Source organism: Mesorhizobium sp. B2-3-6 (assembly GCF_006442305.1).
GTDB lineage: Bacteria > Pseudomonadota > Alphaproteobacteria > Rhizobiales > Rhizobiaceae > Mesorhizobium.
The window spans coordinates 508,561-525,634 of record NZ_VFVW01000002.1; the positions used below are offsets into that span (position 1 = coordinate 508,561).

The window sequence follows — 17,074 nt, forward strand, 5'->3', positions numbered from 1 at the left end:
GAGCCCAGGGAGGAGGTGTCATGATGATTTCACGGCGCAACACGCTGCGTCTAGCGGTTCTCGGCACGGTCGCTGCTCTTGCCGCAAGGCCTGTCTTTGCAGCAGCCAGGATTCGCGTTGGTGTCCTGAAGTTTGGAACCGTGAGTTGGGAACTCGACACGTTGAGGCAACACAAATTCGATGTGGCGAACGGGATCGATCTGGAGATCATCGATTTCGCCGGGGAGGACGCGACCAACGTCGCCTTGCTGGCCGGTGCGATCGACATGATCGTCTCCGACTGGCTGTGGGTCTCGCGCCAACGGTCGGAAGGCGGCGACCTCACATTAGCCCCCTATTCGACCGCCGTGGGGGCGATCATGGTGAAGGAGGGGTCGCCGATCCAGACGGTCGCCGACCTCAAGCACAGGAAGATCGGCGTCGCCGGCGGCCCGCTCGACAAGAGCTGGCTCCTGATACAGGCTCTGACCAGACGCGACTACGGGATCGACCTGTTGGCAACCAGCGACATCATCTTTGGCGCGCCACCGCTGATTTCGGAAAAGGCCATGCAGGGCGAACTCGATGCGGTGCTGAATTTCTGGCATTTCTGCGCCCGACTCGAGGCCAACGGCTTTCGTCGATTGATGGGCGTGAACGATGCGACGCGTGAGCTCGGCGCCTTGGGACCTGTGTCGGCACTCGGTTACGTCTTCCACGACCAATGGGCGAACGAGAACCCGGAGGCCGCCAGGGGCTTCGTCAGGGCCTCCGCGCAAGCCAAGGACCTGCTGGCCAGATCCGACGAGGAGTGGCTGCGCCTGGCGCCGATCATTCGCGCGGAAGGCAAAGAGCTGGAAAAACTGCGCGACCGCTACCGCCAAGGCATCCCCAGGCGGGCGGTCGCCGAGGAAGCGGCCGACGCCGGCAAGCTCTATCACGTGCTGGCGGCGATCGGTGGCGCGAAGCTGGTCGGCAGCGCGCCCGAGATGGCGCCCGGCACATTCTGGCAGGACCGCACGGAATGACCGCACCGGAAACCAGCAACGGCACGCGAGGTGCCCCGACGAGCATGTCCGGGCGATCCAGCTTGGCGACAACGCTGATGCCCGCGCTGACCGTGGCGGTTTCCTTGCTCGGGCTTTGCCTGCTGTGGAGCCTTGCGGCGAGTGTCTGGCGGAGCCGTGCCCTCCCGGGGCCGGGACAGGTCTGGCAGGTGCTCCTCAGGGAGGCTGCGAGCGGCGACCTCTTCTATCATCTCGGCGCGACCCTCGGCCGGGTCGCCGCGGCATATATCGTCGCGATGATCATAGGATCGGTGATCGGCGTTCTGCTCGGCAGCTATCGTCGCGCCGACCGCTTTTTCAACCCATGGGTAATTCTATTCCTCAACATCCCGGCGCTGGTGGTCATCGTCCTCGGCTACATATGGTTCGGCCTCAACGAGGCGGCGGCGATCGGCGCGGTGGCGGTGAACAAAATCCCGAATGTCGTGGTGACGATGCGTGAGGGCGCCAGGGCGCTTGATCCGAGCTACGCCGAAATGGCCACTGTCTATCGCTTCGGTCCTCTCGATCGCATCCGCCACATCCTGCTGCCGCAATTGCAACCCTATCTTGCCGCCGCGTCACGATCCGGCATCGCCCTCATCTGGAAGATCGTCCTGGTCGTCGAACTGCTCGGCCGGTCGAACGGCGTCGGCTTCCAAATCCATCTCTATTTCCAGCTCTTCGACGTCGCCGCCATTCTTGCCTACACACTGGCTTTCGTGGCGGTGATGCTCGTCATCGAACTTCTTTTGGTGCAACCCGTTGAACGACATGCAACCCGTTGGCGCCGTCGTCCCGCTTAGGGTCGATATCGCTGAAAAGACTTTCAGGTCCGCGCAAGGCGTCTCGATCACGGCGCTTCAGGACCTTTCCTTCGAGGTCCGGCAAGGCGAGTTCGCCTGCTTGCTGGGACCGTCGGGCTGCGGCAAGACCACGACACTGCGTATCCTGCTTGGATTGGACAAGGATTTTTCCGGATCCTTCCAGTTGCCGCAAGGAGGCTCCAACCGCATTGCGGCCGTGTTCCAGGAGCCGATCTTGCTGCCGTGGCGAACGGTGGAGCAAAATGTCAGGTTGGCCTTGCCGAAAAGCTTGAGAACGAAGAATCTTGACGGGCTCTTTGAAACTCTCGGCCTCGCCGGCATGCGTTCTCTCTATCCTGCGGAACTGTCGCTCGGCCTTGCGCGCAGGGCAGCACTTGCCAGGGCCTTCGCTACCGAGCCGGCGATGCTTGTCCTGGACGAACCCTTTGTCTCGCTCGACCACCAGACCGCCGAGCGGCTTCGTCACCTGCTTCTGTCGGTATGGTCGGCACGACCCACGACCGCCTTGATGATAACGCACGATCTACGCGAGGCGCTGATGCTGTCGGATCGCATCATCGTGCTCGCGCCGCGACCAGCACATGTGCTGGGCGTGTTCGACGTGCGGTTGCCTCGGCAACATCGCAATTCACAGGTGATGAGCGACCTTCTGCGGTCGTTCCGGCAAAGGTTCCCGGGCGTCACCTGAACGCCCTGATGGCGAATGGATATCGGAGGACCCCATGTCGATTGATCGGCTACGACGCAGGGTTGTGAGTGGGTTTGCCTGCACCGCCGTCAGTGCTGCCTTGCTGCCGTGCTGCCTCGGACGAGCCGCCTTGGCCGCGGCCGGCGGCCTGCGGTTCTCGGTCCGCCAAATCGCCGACGGCGTCTTCGCCTTCCAGGGCGTGGATGAATTGATGACTACAACCAACGACGGTGCGATCTGCAATCTGGGGGTCGTCGTCGGCACCGACGCGGTTGCCGTCGTCGACAGTGGCGGCAGCCTGACCGAGGCGCACGCCTTGCTCGCCGCGATCGGAAAGATAACCGCAAAACCGGTTCGCTTCCTGATCAACACCCACATGCATCCCGATCACATTTTCGGCAATGCGGCATTCCGGGAGATCGGCGCGACCATTGTTGGCCATCGCAATCTGCCGCGTGCCCTCGAGGCGCGTGGCGCGTTCTATCTGCACAATTATCGCGAACAGGTCGGCGAAGCGCTTATGAACGGAGTCGAGATCGTTTCGCCGGCGATGCTGGTCGACGATCGCCTGGAACTCGATCTCGGCGGGCGCATGCTCGAACTGCGGGCATGGAAGGCTGCGCACACCGACAACGACCTGACCGTCTTCGACCCCGAGACCAGCACTCTCTTTGCCGGCGATCTCGTGTTCATGGGCTCCTTGCCGACGCTCGACGGATCGCTGCTTGGCTGGCTCCGCCAGATGGATGCGCTCGCCGCGATCAGCGCCGCGCGCGTCGTTCCGGGTCATGGTCCGGTACCGGCCGACTGGCCGCAGGCGTTGGCAGGAGAACGGCGCTATTTCGAGATTCTGGCGCGCGATATCCGCAAGGCGATCGCCGACGGGACGCCGCTCCGAGAGGCCGTCAAAACCGCCGCCGGAAGCGAACGGGGCAAATGGCACCTGTTCGACGACTACAATGAGCGCAACGCAACGGCTGCTTTTGCTGAACTCGAATGGGAATAGACCACACCGACATGCGCCAGAGATCATGAAGTGGGGCGATTTGCCAACGCGTCGTCAAAGGCATATTCTAAACGCCAGCCTGGGCACCATCTCTGTTGCATTGGTGGAGGCATCGAAATGCAAAATCACGCTTACGCGAGCAGGCAGTTCGCCTTGTCGCTTGCATCATTCTTGGCCGCAATCATCTTGACCATCGGTACGCTGTTCGGCGTCTCCTCAGCCGCCAACGCACAGCAAACAACGGCTTCTTCGGAGAAGATCTGGGAAGACTTGAAAGGCGACGTGTTCGGCGACCGAGCTATTCTGGTCGATACCGGCGTGGTCAGGATCGAAGCGCCAAAGCGGGCGCAAGATGCCGCCATCGTGCCTGTCGACATCTATGTCGACCCAGCCAAGGCGCCGGACGGCATCAAATCCGTGACCTTGATCATCGACGCCAATCCTGCGCCGGTGGCGGCAACGTTCCAGATCGGCAAGGACGCCGGGGTGACACATCTGTCGACACGCGTGCGCGTCAACGATTATTCCTATTTGCGTGCCATAGCGGAGACTCAAGGCGGCCAACTCCACATGGCTCAGACCTTCGTCAAGGCGTCAGGCGGCTGCTCCGCCCCTGCGGTCAAGAACCAGGACGAGGCCATGGCGACGATGGGGCAGATGAAGTTGCGCCAGTTCCCACCCCAAGAGACGATGAGCAAGGCAGAGGAGTTGCAGTTGATGATCCGCCACCCGAACAATTCGGGCCTGCAGCGGGATCCACTGACCCAGTATTTCATTCCCGCGCATTTTGTTCAGAAGCTGTCGATCTCGCAGGCCGGCCGGCCGATCCTCTCGATGGAAGGTGGAATATCGATTTCGGAAGACCCCAATTTCCGATTCGATTTCACGGCGCACGGCAATGGTGAAATCCAGGTCGAAGCGATCGACACGGATGGCAAGGTATTCCGTAATCAGTGGCCGCTGGAGAAAACGGGGCTCTGAAGTCTCGAAATACGGTATGCCGCACTGCCACCGCGATGGGCACGCTTGATCTTTAGAAGCAACGCACGTCGGCTTCAGACTGCGCACGCTTCAGCTCTGTACGGGCTGCCTTCGCCGGTGCGCTTTCGCGAAACAGCCCCGCGTTTTCCCCCGTCGTCAAAGACATGCTCTTGAAGGTCTCAGCCGTCTCATAGTGGTCGTAGGGAAGGATCGAGGCGATGACGTCGATCGAGCAGGAACAGCTTTCCAGCGCCTGACGCGTCTGGCCGTTCGTTCGCATGCAGCCGAGCACGTAGTCGACAACCGTTACCGTGGGATAATCTCCCGTAGCACCCGCCGGGTTTGCGATGGCCAGCGTCGCGGTGAAGAGCAGCGGCAAGGTCGAAAATCCAACATATCTGATCATGAGGAACCTCCGGTTGGTCCGGGTTCGATGCGCCCGGACGGGATCGGCGTGCCAGTTGGCAACGCGCCGTAAAGCCAGTCAAGCACCCATGAGTTCCGTATACGACCAAAGGAGGAAAGGGCTGTCCACGAGCGATAGCTGCGGATGATGACTTGATCACCGGCTCCGCGCCCAGGCTCCCGCGACCGCTTCGTATCTCGCTCAATATCGGAGAACGACGAGACTTTTTACATGCCATCCAAGATGGGCAGCGATAAACATTAGCAAATAACCTCGGTGTATATTAAAATCAAAAGACCGACAGTAAGACTATTTTAGTACGGTTCTCGGTCACCGCGGGAGCGTAAAACACTTCATATTAATCTTGTAGTTCTGTTCATTTCTGTATATTGCAGTGCACCATTTAGAATATTGCGGTGCAACAATGCACTAGGCCTTTTTTGCTTGCCTAGCCTTTTGGGATGACATAGCCTTTCCCTGTTTCCGGCTTCAAGGGCGTCACCGTCATTAGGGAGCGGCGACAGTCTTTCGTAGGCCAAAGTGAGGTGGGCAGTAACGGTGCCCTCTGCACATCTGGCTTAGGTCGTGACACGCTGCCGGAAATATTTCCCCCCCGTGAATCGCTTGGGCGAGCCCTTGTGGGCCTGACAGTCGATTCATCACTGTGAACCCCGGGAGGAATTCGGATGCGTGTACTTACGAAAGCTACGTATATTCTAACCACTGCGGCGTTTCTGTCGCTCGGCGCGGCCTATACGGCGTCGGCCAACGAGGATCTTGCAAAGCTCGCTTCGGATGCGAAGAACTGGGCGATGCAGACGGGTGACTACGCCAACACCCGCTATTCCAAACTCAACCAGATTACTGCGGATAATGTGAAGAACCTGCAGGTCAAATGGACCTTTTCCACCGGCGTGCTGCGCGGGCATGAGGGTGGACCGCTGATCATCGGCGATGTGATGTATGTCCATACGCCCTTCCCAAACAATGTCTTTGCGCTCGACCTCAAGAATGACGGGAAGATCCTCTGGAAATACGAGCCCAAGCAGGATCCGAATGTCATTCCGATCATGTGTTGCGATACGGTCAATCGCGGTGTTGCCTATGGTGACGGCAAGATCATTCTCAATCAGGCCGACACCACGGTCGTCGCCCTCGATGCAAAGACCGGCAAGGTCGTCTGGTCGGTCAAGAATGGCGACATGACCGACGGCGGCAAAGGCGAATCCGGCACGGCTGCCCCCGTCGTGGTCAAGGATAAGGTACTCATCGGCGTGTCCGGCGCCGAATTCGGCGTTCGCGGCTGGCTGGCCGCCTACAATCTGAAAGACGGCAAACTTGCCTGGAAAGCCTATTCGGAAGGTCCAGACGCCGACACCCTGATCGATCCCGAGAAAACCACCCAGCTGGGCAAGCCGGTAGGCAAGGATTCCGGCACCAACACCTGGGAAGGCGAGCAATGGAAGACAGGCGGTGGCACGACATGGGGATGGTATTCCTATGATCCCAAGCTGAACCTGGTCTACTACGGCACCGGCAATCCCTCGACATGGAACCCGGTCCAACGGCCTGGCGACAACCGCTGGTCAATGACGATCATGGCCCGCGATGCCGATACCGGTGTTGCCAAATGGCTCTACCAGATGACCCCGCATGACGAATGGGACTATGACGGCATCAACGAGATGATCCTCGTCGACGGCATGGAGGTCAATGGCGCCAAACACGACGTGCTGGTGCATTTCGATCGTAATGGTTTCGCCTACACCATGGATCGCGCCACCGGCGAGCTTCTCGTCGCCAAGAAATACGATCCAGCGGTGAACTGGGCGACGGAAGTCGTCATGGACCCAAAGAGCGAACAGTATGGTCGCCCGCAGGTCGTGGCGAAATATTCGACCCAGCAGAACGGCGAAGACACCAACTCGACGGGTATTTGCCCGGCGGCGCTTGGAACGAAGGATCAACAGCCGGCTGCCTATTCGCCGAAAACCGGCCTGTTCTATGTTCCGACCAACCATGTCTGCATGGACTATGAGCCGTACAAGGTAAGCTACACCGCCGGTCAGCCTTATGTTGGCGCCACAGTGTCGATGTACCCGGCACCTGGCGGCGACGGCAGCATGGGCAACTTCATTGCCTGGGATGCGGCCAAGGGCGAGATCGTCTGGTCGAAGCCTGAGAAGTTCTCCGTGTGGTCGGGCGCGTTGGCGACAGATGGCGACGTCGTCTTCTACGGCACGCTCGAAGGCTACATCAAGGCGGTCGATAAGGACGGCAAGGAACTTTACAAGTTCAAGACCCCGTCCGGCATCATCGGCAACATCACCACGTACGAGCATGACGGCAAGCAGTACATCGCCGTTCTGTCCGGAGTCGGTGGGTGGGCAGGTATCGGTCTGGCAGGCGGTCTGCTTTCGCCTGACAACGCTGCTGCCTGGCATGGCGCCGTCGATCAGGGCCGTGCGCAAGGCGATCAGTCCGCGGTCGTTGGTACCGCTGGCCTGGGTGCCGTCGGCGGCTACGCGGCACTTGCGGACTATACGACGCTGGGCGGTCAGCTCACCGTCTTCGGTCTCCCGGACTGACGGGCGGGGAACCTTAAGCACGCCTCAGGTCTTGTTGGACCGGAGGTTTGAAACACGAGAGCCCGGATCATCCGAAACCATGGCCGGGCTCTCGATGCGGTTGCACCCCCGACACACCGATCAATGCCGGCCACGGCAGCAAAACCGTGTCCACGGCAAATGAAGGAAGCGTTTGAATGTCCGTTCGCATTGTAATTTCGGCTTTCGTCCTGGCTCTGCTGCCTCTGGCAAGCTCAGGCGTGGCGTGGGCCGAGGACAGCATGGAAAAAGCCAAGGCGGTGAAGCAAGAAGGCGGCAAGTATTTGGATGCGGATGGAAATCCGACCTACAAGATCGAGAACGGAACCGTCGACTGGTACACGTTCAGCGGCTACCGCCGGTATCACTCCGATTGCCATGTCTGTCACGGACAGGATGCGACAGGTTCGAGCTACGCGCCGGCCCTGGTCAACAGCTTGAAAACCATGGACTACGCCACGTTCCTCTCGATCGTCGCCGAGGGCCGCAAGAATGTCGGCGGCGGCAAGGAAAACGTCATGCCTGCCTTTGGCGACAACAAGAACGTCTATTGCTACCTGGACGATCTCTATGTCTACCTGCGCGCGCGCGCCGATGGTGCGGCGCCACGCGGCAGGCCGCCCAAGCACGAAGACAAGCCGCAGGCGGCGAAGGATGCCGAAGCATCCTGCATGGGCGGATGACATGAACGGCTGCGGTGCATTGAAGCTGCGCGTCGTTCTGCCGATTCTCGGCGCACTGGCCTTGTTGCCATCGAACGCGCAGGCGCAAGGCGCCGGCCTCGGCGCGGCGGGAGAACTGGTCGATCCCGACATTCTGCGCGTCTGCGCCGATCCTTCGAATATGCCCTTCACCGACAAGAGCGGCGAAGGCTTCGAAAACAAACTCGCCGAACTGGTAGCCGCGAAAACCGGACGGAAGTCCGTCGCCTATACCTGGTTTCCACTTGTCACCGGCTTCGTTCGCAACACGCTGGGAGCGAACCGATGCGACATCATCATGGGCTATGCCCAAGGCGATGAACTGGTGCAGAACACCAACGCCTATTATCGCTCCACATATGTGCTGGTCTACCCGAAGGGCAACGATATGGAGGGCGTCGAAACGATCGAGGATCCCAAACTCACGGGCAAGACGATCGGGGTTGTCGAGCGCACGCCGCCAACCGCCAACATGGCCGCCAACAAGCTTCTGCGGACCGCCAAGATCTATCCGCTTGCGGTGGATACGCGTGTCACCCCCTCCATGGGGGAGGTCATGATCAAGGACATGCTGGCCCACAAGATCGACGCGGCGGTCCTGTGGGGACCGATGGCAGGCTACTATGCCAAGCAACTTGGAGCCGATGTGGCGATTGTTCCGCTGGTAAAGGAAAAAACCGGCTCGCGCATGTCCTACCGCATCACCATGGGCGTACGTCCGTCCGACCAGGAATGGAAGCGGACGCTCAACCGGGTGATCAGGGAAAACCAGGCGGAGATCAACAGGCTCCTGCTGAGTTACAACGTGCCGCTGATCGACGAACACGACAATCCGATCACCCAATGAAGGGAAAGGAGGCTGTTTTTTTGCTGGTCGCTGCGAGCCTTATGGGTCTGGCCGAACCGACGCGGGCTGGCGAGATCGCCGAACCCAGGGGGTACCGGATGGACGACTATCGGGCGCCGGTGCCGCCGACGCTGCAAGGCGCCAGGGTGGTGACGACGGCGGAAGCTGAAGCGCTGTGGCGAGCGAAGAAAGCAGTCTTCTTCGACGTGATGCCGAACACGCCCAAGCCGACCAATTTGCCGGCAGGAACGATATGGAGAGACAAGGTTAGAAAGGACATTCCAGGCAGTACATGGCTGGCCAACGTGGGATACGGCGCTATTTCGCAAGAGACCACCAGCTATTTTCGCCAAGGCCTCGAAGCCAAGGCCGGCACGGACAAATCGCGAGCGATTCTGTTCTATTGCATGACGAATTGCTGGATGTCCTGGAATGCCGCCAAACGGGCGATCGAGTGGGGCTACAGTTCGGTAATCTGGTATCCACTCGGGGCCGATGGGTGGGAAGGTGCAAATCTTCCGCTGGAGGTGAAAAGACCATATGAAACGAACAATTGAAGGAAGGTTGTGCAATTATTCCCGGTAGTTTTGCTTTTCGATTTTTCAAAACCTACTTTTTCGTTTGTCCATTTTGAGACGTGATGGACGAGCCATTGCTTCGGTGCCCTGCAATGGTTGGCTAACAACAGGGATCGGTCCCTTCGGACTGGTATAAGAGGAGAAATGTCATGAAGAAGAACTGGAAAAAACCGACCATGTGCCAGGTTGCTGCGGGCATGGAAATTTCTCGGTATCTGCCTGCCGAAATTACTCCCAAGAGGTAGGCCGCAGAGGTGCGTGTCCCTGGCAACAGGGGCACGCATCCCCGCAAGGGTTTTGGCGAAAGGTTTTGACGCGTGTAGGGCGCGCGCGGCACTTTTCAGGGCTGCAAATTGCCTGCTGGTCAGAGAAGCCGCGGGGCGGGCATTTTCATGCATTTGAGGATCATCGGATCGGCGGCAGGCGGCGGCTTTCCGCAATGGAATTGCAATTATCGTCTCAGTCGTGCGGCCCGCTCCGGGATGGCTGGCGTGCATTCACGAACCCAATCAAGTGTCATCGCTTCGACGGATGGCGTCGGCTGGGTTCTTTTCAATGCCTCACCCGACATTCGCCAGCAGATCGCGGCAACGCCAGAGTTGCAACCTGCGCGCGACGCGCCGCTGCGTTCGACGCCTATCCGCGCGGTGGTGCTGACCAATGCCGATGTCGATCATATCGCCGGACTGCTCAGCCTGCGCGAGCGGCAGCCTTTCGCCATCTATGCAACGGCGCAGGTTCTGGCGACGCTGGAGGCGAATTCGATTTTCAACGTTCTCGATCCGGCGGTCGTGCCGCGGCGCATCCTGCCGACAGCGAAAGAATTGGTCATCTGCGATGCCGAAGGCAGCGAGACCGGCGTGATGATCGAGAGCTTTCCGGTGCCTGGAAAGATAGCACTCTATCTGGAGGACAAAGACCATCCGGATGCCAATTTCAGCTCCGACGCCGGTGACACGATTGGAGTCCGAATTGCGGGTATCGGCAGCCGCGATTCTGTCTTCTACATCCCAGGCTGCGCGCGCATCGATGCGACGCTGCGCGCGCGTCTTTGCGATGCAGCCTGTCTTCTGTTCGACGGCACTGTCTACACCGACGACGAGATGATCGTCGCCGGCGTCGGTCAGAAAACCGGCGCGCGCATGGGGCATCTGGCGATTTCGGGAGACGCGGGTTCGATCGCCAGCCTGGCCGATGTGAGGCTGGGCCGCCGCGTCTTCGTCCATATCAACAACACCAATCCGATCCTTGACGAGAATTCGGCCGAACACGCGGCCGTCAAGGCGGCAGGATGGGAAGTCGCAGGCGACGGCATGGAGATGGAATTTTGAACGATTTCCGCGATGCGGCCAAAGGCGGCCTGTCCACGAGCGATCTCGAAGCCGTGCTGAGGCAGGTCGGCGCCGAGCGCTACCACAATCATCATCCCTTCCATCACAGGATGACCAGCGGCGCGCTGTCGAAGGCCGAGATGAAGGCCTGGGCGCTGAACCGTTATTGCTACCAGGCTGTCATCCCGCGCAAGGATGCCATGATCCTCGCACATGCCGAGGATCCGGCGTTTCGCGCCGCCTGGCGCAAACGTATCGAAGACCATGATGGCGAGGACGGCTGGAGCGGCGGTATCGCGCGCTGGCTGCATCTGGCAACCTCGCTCGGCTTGAACGCCGAGGCCGTGAAAAGCGAAAGGCTGGCACTGCCGGCGACACGGTTCGCCGTGGGGGCCTATCTCTCCTTTTGCTCCAACCGGACGCTGTTGGAGGCGGTCGCGTCGTCGCTGACCGAGATGTTCTCACCGCTCATCATCGGCGAGCGCGTACCGGCGATGCTGGCCAAATACGATTATATCACCGAGGATACGCTGGCCTATTTCAAGCAACGGCCCGAACAAGCCTCGCGCGACGCCGACTTCGCCCTCACCTACGTGCTCAGCCATGCTGATACGGCGGAACGCCAGCAGCAGGCAATAGATGCGCTGGTGTTCAAATGCGATATACTCTGGGCCATGCTTGATGCGCTTCAACACGCCTATGGCGAGCCGGGAAACATACCGCCCGGCGCCTTCCGCCCCGAGGCAGCCCCATGATGCTGCGCGAAAGAGCCTTGGTGTCGCTGCGATCGATACCCTTCCTGCCGAAGCACGTGCGCATACAGTACGATTCCGTGCGGCAGGCGTTCGCCGTGCTTTCACCGGAGAGAATATTCTGGCCGAACGATATCAGCCTCGATATATTGCGGCGCTGCGACGGACGGTCCACGGTCGGCGAAATCATCGCCGGCCTTGCCACGGATTATGAGGCCGAGGAGGAGGCCGTGGCGGCCGACGTCATCGCCTTCCTGCAAGAGTGGTCGGACAAGCTGCTGGTGAAGCTATGAACACGCCCCTCCTCCCTCCTATCGGCATGCTGGCGGAACTGACACATCGCTGCCCGCTGCAATGTCCTTATTGCTCCAACCCGCTCGAATTGCAGAAGGCCAATCGCGAACTCGACACACAGACCTGGCTCAGCCTGTTCTCGGAGGCCGCCGATCTCGGTGTTCTGCAGGTGCATCTGTCAGGCGGTGAGCCGACGCTGCGCCGCGACCTCGAGCAATTGATCGCCGGACTTTCAGCGCGCGGCGTCTATACAAATCTGATTACCGCGGGCGTCGGCATCGCCGAAGGCCGCATCGAAGCATTTGCCGAAGCCGGGCTCGACCATCTGCAATTGAGCTTTCAGGGCGCACGGCCTGAGACCACCGAACGCATCGGCAACCACAAAGGCAGCCACGACAAGAAGCTGGAGACGGCACGCCGCGCGCGAGCTGCCGGCTTGCCTCTCACCATCAACGCGCCGATCCATCGCCGTAACATCGAGGAGGTACCGGAGTTCATCGATCTTGCCCTTTCGCTGGACGCGGAGAGGCTCGAGATCGCCAACGTCCAGTACGCTGGCTGGGCTTTGATCAATCGCGATCAGCTGATGCCCGAGCGTGCAGCAGTCGACCGGCAGGCGGAAATCGTTGCGGAAGCACGCGAGCGGCTGGCCGGCATTATCAACATCGATTTCGTGACACCAGACTATTTCGCCATCTACCCCAAATCGTGCATGGGTGGCTGGGCGCGTGACGCGTTCATGGTGGCGCCTGACGGCACCGTGCTGCCGTGCCATGCCGCGCAGACGATCCCGTCGCTCAGCTTCGAGCGTTTCAAACCACACACCCTCTCCTCGATCTGGGCCGATTCGCCGGCGTTCAATGCCTTCCGCGGCACGGACTGGATGCAGGAACCCTGTCGCGGCTGTGAACGACGCGAGATCGACTGGGGCGGTTGCCGCTGCCAGGCGATGGTGATCGCCGGCGATGCCGCCGCAACGGATCCGGCTTGCGCGAAGTCGCCGATCCACGCGCGCATGGCGATGCTGATCGACGAAGCCAAGCGTACCGCGACAGTTCCTTCGGAGGACGAACCATTCACCTACCGGCGTATCGGCGTCGTGACCGAGCCCGCCTGACAGGTTCTTTCATTCCGCCGTATTCTCGCGCTCGCGCACTGCGTCGGCGAAAGCCAGGGCATCGCGATTGATCCCGACATTGTGCACACGAAAAATCGAAGCACCCTTCAACCGCAGGATGACGCTGGTTGCAGCTGTGCCAACGTCCCGCCCTTCGTCGCTGTCGCCGACCAGGTGATGGGCAAGCCGCTTGCGCGAGGTGCCGACGAGCCATGGAAAACCAAGAGCGCGCAGTTCGCCGAAGCGAGCCATGAGTTCAAGGTTCTCCTCTCCGCTCTTGGCGAAAGCGAAGCCTGGGTCCAGCACGATGCAGTCGTCCGGAATGCCGGCGTTGCGAGCGATCTCCAGCGATCTGTTCAGGAACAGGAACTGGTCGGCGATTACATCGGCCAATTTTTCCCGGTCGCGCCCGGTGTGCATGATGACGAGGCCAGCGCCGGCTTCCGCTGCGACGTGCGCAATGTCGGGTTCGCGCTGCAGGCCGTGTACGTCGTTGACGATATGTGCACCCGCCGCGACCGCGAGACGCGCCGTCTCGGCCCGATACGTGTCAACCGAAACGATGCAGTCGCCGTCCGACGACAGCGCCTCGATGATCGGGAGGATACGCGATTGTTCCTCAAGCGCCGAAACGCTGCCGGCGCCGGGCCTGGTGGACTCGCCCCCGACATCAATGATCGCCGCGCCCTCGCCGATCATATGCCGTGCCCGTTCGAGTGCCCGCTCCGGCCTATCGCATTCTCCACCGTCGGAAAAGCTGTCCGGCGTAACGTTCAAGATCCCCATCAGTAACGATCTCGCACCAAGATCGAGATACCGTCCATGAGCAAGTTGCCAACGGTTCATCGGGCGAGCGCGGCGAGCATCGACGCCATGCCTCCCTGGTGATCGCTCGGACATAGTCTGCCGGGTGCATTCTCGCGAGGGATGCGGACCTCCGTGCCACGCAATACCGCAGTTGGTGTCGTGGTCATCGTCATTGTGGAATTCGCGTCGTATTCGATCTTTCGGTCGCCCAGGCTATCATAACCCCACAGTGCGAGAAGCGAATGTTCGGGCGCCGCAGGGTGTGCGAAAGTCGCCGAGGCAGGAACCCACGGAGACGGCAATGGCAATTTCGATTTTCGGCTGGTGTCGTCAGTTCGGGCCAGAGATTAACGGAGCCATCGCCGCATAGGCGTCTGCCTCAATGAGTATGGACGGATTCACTCATGCGCAATATGTATGAGGATTAAGCCTGCCGTGGCGCTCACATTTTTGCCCGCATCGCTAAGGCAAGTAATGCTCGTTCAATGACGCTGCTAACGCCGCCCGCCTAAGTGTCGATATCAGGGGATCTGGTCAATGACCGACAACAAGTCAGACGTTACCAAGGATTGGCAAGCGACGCAGGGCCAGAAGTCCTCCGCCACGCGTCTTCGTCTTTTCGCCGCACTCTCGTGGATCGTCGCCATTGGCGGCGAAATCTACGGGATTATGCTGCTTCGCCAGAACAAATTCGATCAGGCACACCTGCCGCTGATCATCGGCCTTCTGGTCGGCATCGCGATTTTCGCAATCGCCGGCAACTTGCTGTGGAAGGCGGCGAACAGGCATGATCCGGCCCGTGCATCCGACACGGCCAGGTTCTTCTTCCAAAACCAGCTCGGCGCAATCATCACGCTGATTGCCTTTCTCCCGCTGGTTTTCCTCATCCTCACCGACAAAAACATGGACCCGCGGACCAAGAAGGTTGCCGGCGGCGTCGGCGCCGCGCTGGCCGTGCTCGCGACGGTCATGGGAATCAGCTTCAAACCCCCGTCGGTCGAACAATACACCCAGGATATGAACGCATGCGCAGCCCAGATCAAGTCGGGGCAGCCCACCACTGCCTGTTCGCCCGACGTCGCCGCTCAGGCGCAGGCGATCGCCACGGACACCGCCGCGGTGGCGGCGGCGACGCGAGACGCGAGCCATCCCGCAGGTCAGGACGTCGTCTACTGGATCGCGCCCGAAAACGGAGCCGCGAAGTCCACCGAGCCGCATGTTTTCCACCTCTGCGCAGGCGTGAGTCCGCTAAAGGACAAGACCGTGAATAGTGGCTCCGTGACGGAAGCCTACGCACAGAACGCCGTCCGCATCACGAAGCAGATCGATATGGAACAGAAGCAGTGCGGGTTCACAGCCACAACCAGCACCAACTGAACCTGGCTGCGCTCGATCGCGTCCAGCCGTCGGTCTTGTCGAGAGAATGGCGCGCAAGCGCAGATTCAGTATCGACTCGCCGGAGCAACGCTATTGGGCATGGCTCAGAGCCCTAGCAGTCCGGCATCGCGTTGCTTGCCAACAGTGACGGCCCGATGTCTCGGTCGAGCGTAAAGCGCTCGCAACGCTCGCCGTCGGACTCATCGATGAAGCTCTCGACAGGTTTGAATCCAAGCTTCGCAAATATCCGCACCGAGGCAAAATTGCGCGCCGCCGCTTCGCCCGTCACTCGTTCAAGCGCCAGAGTTTCGAAAGCGTAGCGGAGAACTTCGCGCGCCGCCTCGCTGCCCAGTCCGTGCCCCCAATGCGCACGCGCGAGCACAAATCCCAATGCGGCTGCCTTGGCGTCGGTTGCGCCGAAGGACAGGGTTATTGTCCCGATCGCTTCCGAAACTCCTACTTGATCTATGGACCACTGGATCGCCGTACCGTCAGCGAAACGCTGACGCGAACGGGCGAACCATCGCTCGCCCGCGCTTATGTCGTCGGGAACAGGATCGCCGGCAAGAGAGGCGGATTCGACATCCGTCGCGCGCGCAAACCATGCCGGGATATCCCGTTTTCTCGGCGCCCGAAGCACGAGCCTTGGTGTCGTGAGCTTGGGAAATCGGACAGTTTCCATCGAAGCATTTTCCACCTGAGGCGGCGCCAATGATAGCCGGAAAGCGGCAATCATAAGCAGCCGGCAAGCCCCCCGGAAAGCCGTCGGCAAGGCAGGCCGTCAACCCGCCAGGCGTCGGTCGCGCGATATGGACAGTCCCGCGAGAAGCGGAGCGTACGCGGCGAGCCTGCGGGATACGAATTCCGTGAAGAGCCGCACGCGCTTCGTCTTGCGTGTCTCCCCCTGCGTGAGAAGCCAGAGCGTTCCGTACATGTGCAGGTCGGTACCCGGCACCCTCACCAGCAGGGGGTCGGCATCTCCGACGAAGCACGGCAGTGTCGTGATCCCGAGCCCTTGCCGTACCGCAACGATCTGTGCCTCGGCGTCCGTGGTCCTGAATGGAACCCCCGTGGTGCGAACCTCGCCCTCGCGAGCCCAGCCCGGAATTCCATGAATGCTTATGACGATCCACCGGACGGGATCGGGCGCGCCCGCATGCCAGGCGGCGAGTCGATCGCGGGACATATAGACGCCGCCGAACAACTCCGGCCCCTTCAGGCCGTGAAGATTGAGCGGCAGGGTTTTGCGGTCATAGACGACGCGGATCGCCACGTCGGCCTCTCGGTTGGTCAGATTTGCCAGCTCGCCGGACGACAAGACGTCCATCTCGATGTCCGGATGCAGACGCGCGAACTCGGCGAAATCAGGCATGAGCAGGTGTGTCGCAAGGGTCGGAGCCAATGTCACCCGCAGAAGCCCGCGCACGCTCTGGTCGCGCCCGAAGACGCGTGTCTCCAACTGGTGCGACGACGCTTCCATCTGGTTCGCGAGCTCGAGCACCTCCTCGCCCGCAGCCGTCAGGCGGTAGCCCGAAGGCAGCTTTTCGAACATCTGCGCCCCAAGGCGTTCCTCGAGCTGTCCAACGCGTCGCAGCACGGTCGAGTGGTTCACACCGAGGCGCTCGCCGGCGGCCCGCACCGAGCCTCCGCGCGCCACGGCCAGAAAATAGCGAACATCATCCCAGTCGATCATGGCGCGATCCCGCACCGCGCGGTGCGCTTTCCAAAGCC

At 60.7% G+C, this 17,074-nt stretch carries 18 protein-coding genes; 14 read left to right on the forward strand and 4 right to left on the reverse strand.

Annotation, left to right across the window (positions count from 1 at the left end; genetic code table 11):
- Positions 1-20: 20 nt before the first annotated feature.
- The 5 genes from FJ953_RS08120 to FJ953_RS08140 all read left to right on the forward strand — a co-directional run bounded on the left by FJ953_RS08120 (position 21) and on the right by FJ953_RS08140 (position 4,527).
- A complete protein-coding gene (locus FJ953_RS08120; protein WP_140623862.1) occupies positions 21-1,007 on the forward strand; it encodes an ABC transporter substrate-binding protein in 987 nt (328 codons plus the stop codon).
- Between the two features lie 77 nt (positions 1,008-1,084).
- A complete protein-coding gene (locus FJ953_RS08125; protein WP_224519073.1) occupies positions 1,085-1,831 on the forward strand; it encodes an ABC transporter permease in 747 nt (248 codons plus the stop codon).
- Entirely contained in the window at positions 1,800-2,540 is a 741-nt protein-coding gene (locus tag FJ953_RS08130) for an ATP-binding cassette domain-containing protein (RefSeq protein WP_140498534.1), read from the forward strand. Before FJ953_RS08125 ends, FJ953_RS08130 begins: the two co-directional genes overlap by 32 nt.
- Positions 2,541-2,670: 130 nt before the next feature.
- Entirely contained in the window at positions 2,671-3,546 is an 876-nt protein-coding gene (locus tag FJ953_RS08135; protein ID WP_246674748.1) for a quinoprotein relay system zinc metallohydrolase 2, read from the forward strand.
- 117 nt (positions 3,547-3,663) lie between these two features.
- Positions 3,664-4,527: a quinoprotein dehydrogenase-associated SoxYZ-like carrier gene (locus tag FJ953_RS08140; protein WP_140498239.1), complete on the forward strand. Its 864-nt coding sequence runs from the start codon at positions 3,664-3,666 to the stop codon at positions 4,525-4,527.
- 52 nt (positions 4,528-4,579) lie between these two features.
- Here FJ953_RS08140 and FJ953_RS08145 read toward each other — a convergent pair whose 3' ends face one another.
- Positions 4,580-4,933: a hypothetical protein gene (locus FJ953_RS08145; RefSeq protein ID WP_140623866.1), complete on the reverse strand. Its 354-nt coding sequence runs from the start codon at positions 4,931-4,933 to the stop codon at positions 4,580-4,582.
- Between the two features lie 686 nt (positions 4,934-5,619).
- Here FJ953_RS08145 and FJ953_RS08150 point away from each other — a divergent pair.
- From FJ953_RS08150 to pqqE, 8 genes are all read left to right on the forward strand, one after another.
- Entirely contained in the window at positions 5,620-7,521 is a 1,902-nt protein-coding gene (locus FJ953_RS08150; protein ID WP_140498243.1) for a methanol/ethanol family PQQ-dependent dehydrogenase, read from the forward strand.
- A 176-nt stretch (positions 7,522-7,697) separates the two neighbouring features.
- A complete protein-coding gene (locus FJ953_RS08155; RefSeq protein WP_140515133.1) occupies positions 7,698-8,222 on the forward strand; it encodes a c-type cytochrome, methanol metabolism-related in 525 nt (174 codons plus the stop codon).
- Positions 8,194-9,087 (forward strand): substrate-binding domain-containing protein, encoded by an 894-nt coding sequence (locus tag FJ953_RS08160; RefSeq protein WP_140524717.1) that lies wholly within the window; start codon positions 8,194-8,196, stop codon positions 9,085-9,087. Before FJ953_RS08155 ends, FJ953_RS08160 begins: the two co-directional genes overlap by 29 nt.
- Positions 9,084-9,644: a PQQ-dependent catabolism-associated CXXCW motif protein gene (locus FJ953_RS08165; protein WP_140623869.1), complete on the forward strand. Its 561-nt coding sequence runs from the start codon at positions 9,084-9,086 to the stop codon at positions 9,642-9,644. Before FJ953_RS08160 ends, FJ953_RS08165 begins: the two co-directional genes overlap by 4 nt.
- A gap of 413 nt (positions 9,645-10,057) precedes the next feature.
- Positions 10,058-10,996 carry a pyrroloquinoline quinone biosynthesis protein PqqB gene (gene pqqB / locus FJ953_RS08175; protein ID WP_140498251.1) on the forward strand — a complete coding sequence of 313 codons (939 nt, stop codon included), beginning with the start codon at positions 10,058-10,060 and terminating at the stop codon, positions 10,994-10,996.
- The gene (pqqC, locus tag FJ953_RS08180) at positions 10,993-11,751 is read left to right on the forward strand and encodes a pyrroloquinoline-quinone synthase PqqC (RefSeq protein WP_140623871.1); all 759 of its coding nucleotides are present in this window, start codon (positions 10,993-10,995) and stop codon (positions 11,749-11,751) included. Before pqqB ends, pqqC begins: the two co-directional genes overlap by 4 nt.
- Entirely contained in the window at positions 11,748-12,041 is a 294-nt protein-coding gene (gene pqqD / locus FJ953_RS08185; RefSeq protein ID WP_140498256.1) for a pyrroloquinoline quinone biosynthesis peptide chaperone PqqD, read from the forward strand. Before pqqC ends, pqqD begins: the two co-directional genes overlap by 4 nt.
- Positions 12,038-13,159: a pyrroloquinoline quinone biosynthesis protein PqqE gene (pqqE, locus tag FJ953_RS08190; RefSeq protein ID WP_140623873.1), complete on the forward strand. Its 1,122-nt coding sequence runs from the start codon at positions 12,038-12,040 to the stop codon at positions 13,157-13,159. The genes pqqD and pqqE overlap by 4 nt, the downstream gene beginning before the upstream one ends.
- Positions 13,160-13,168: 9 nt before the next feature.
- On the opposite strand, the gene folP is transcribed toward pqqE, so the two are convergent.
- A complete protein-coding gene (gene folP, locus FJ953_RS08195) occupies positions 13,169-13,945 on the reverse strand; it encodes a dihydropteroate synthase (RefSeq protein ID WP_348641806.1) in 777 nt (258 codons plus the stop codon).
- Between the two features lie 558 nt (positions 13,946-14,503).
- Between folP and FJ953_RS08200 the strand changes: the two genes are divergently transcribed.
- Entirely contained in the window at positions 14,504-15,343 is an 840-nt protein-coding gene (locus FJ953_RS08200; RefSeq protein WP_140515124.1) for a hypothetical protein, read from the forward strand.
- A gap of 112 nt (positions 15,344-15,455) precedes the next feature.
- On the opposite strand, the gene FJ953_RS08205 is transcribed toward FJ953_RS08200, so the two are convergent.
- Positions 15,456-16,025 (reverse strand): GNAT family N-acetyltransferase, encoded by a 570-nt coding sequence (locus FJ953_RS08205; protein WP_140498264.1) that lies wholly within the window; start codon positions 16,023-16,025, stop codon positions 15,456-15,458.
- A 99-nt stretch (positions 16,026-16,124) separates the two neighbouring features.
- Positions 16,125-17,036 (reverse strand): LysR family transcriptional regulator, encoded by a 912-nt coding sequence (locus FJ953_RS08210; RefSeq protein ID WP_140515123.1) that lies wholly within the window; start codon positions 17,034-17,036, stop codon positions 16,125-16,127.
- Between the last annotated feature and the right edge of the window lie 38 nt (positions 17,037-17,074).

Excerpts from the sequence above, each read along its gene's own strand:
- FJ953_RS08120 (WP_140623862.1), top strand. The coding sequence starts at position 21 with ATGATGATTTCACGGCGCAACACGCTGCGTCTAGCGGTTCTCGGCACG.
- FJ953_RS08155 (WP_140515133.1), top strand. The coding sequence starts at position 7,698 with ATGTCCGTTCGCATTGTAATTTCGGCTTTCGTCCTGGCTCTGCTGCCT.
- FJ953_RS08130 (WP_140498534.1), top strand. The coding sequence starts at position 1,800 with ATGCAACCCGTTGGCGCCGTCGTCCCGCTTAGGGTCGATATCGCTGAA.
- folP (WP_348641806.1), bottom strand. The coding sequence starts at position 13,945 with ATGGGGATCTTGAACGTTACGCCGGACAGCTTTTCCGACGGTGGAGAA.
- FJ953_RS08150 (WP_140498243.1), top strand. The coding sequence starts at position 5,620 with ATGCGTGTACTTACGAAAGCTACGTATATTCTAACCACTGCGGCGTTT.
- FJ953_RS08140 (WP_140498239.1), top strand. The coding sequence starts at position 3,664 with ATGCAAAATCACGCTTACGCGAGCAGGCAGTTCGCCTTGTCGCTTGCA.
- FJ953_RS08145 (WP_140623866.1), bottom strand. The coding sequence starts at position 4,933 with ATGATCAGATATGTTGGATTTTCGACCTTGCCGCTGCTCTTCACCGCG.
- FJ953_RS08165 (WP_140623869.1), top strand. The coding sequence starts at position 9,084 with ATGAAGGGAAAGGAGGCTGTTTTTTTGCTGGTCGCTGCGAGCCTTATG.
- FJ953_RS08200 (WP_140515124.1), top strand. The coding sequence starts at position 14,504 with ATGACCGACAACAAGTCAGACGTTACCAAGGATTGGCAAGCGACGCAG.
- pqqB (WP_140498251.1), top strand. The coding sequence starts at position 10,058 with ATGCATTTGAGGATCATCGGATCGGCGGCAGGCGGCGGCTTTCCGCAA.
- pqqE (WP_140623873.1), top strand. The coding sequence starts at position 12,038 with ATGAACACGCCCCTCCTCCCTCCTATCGGCATGCTGGCGGAACTGACA.
- FJ953_RS08160 (WP_140524717.1), top strand. The coding sequence starts at position 8,194 with ATGCCGAAGCATCCTGCATGGGCGGATGACATGAACGGCTGCGGTGCA.
- FJ953_RS08210 (WP_140515123.1), bottom strand. The coding sequence starts at position 17,036 with ATGATCGACTGGGATGATGTTCGCTATTTTCTGGCCGTGGCGCGCGGA.
- FJ953_RS08125 (WP_224519073.1), top strand. The coding sequence starts at position 1,085 with ATGCCCGCGCTGACCGTGGCGGTTTCCTTGCTCGGGCTTTGCCTGCTG.
- FJ953_RS08205 (WP_140498264.1), bottom strand. The coding sequence starts at position 16,025 with ATGGAAACTGTCCGATTTCCCAAGCTCACGACACCAAGGCTCGTGCTT.
- pqqD (WP_140498256.1), top strand. The coding sequence starts at position 11,748 with ATGATGCTGCGCGAAAGAGCCTTGGTGTCGCTGCGATCGATACCCTTC.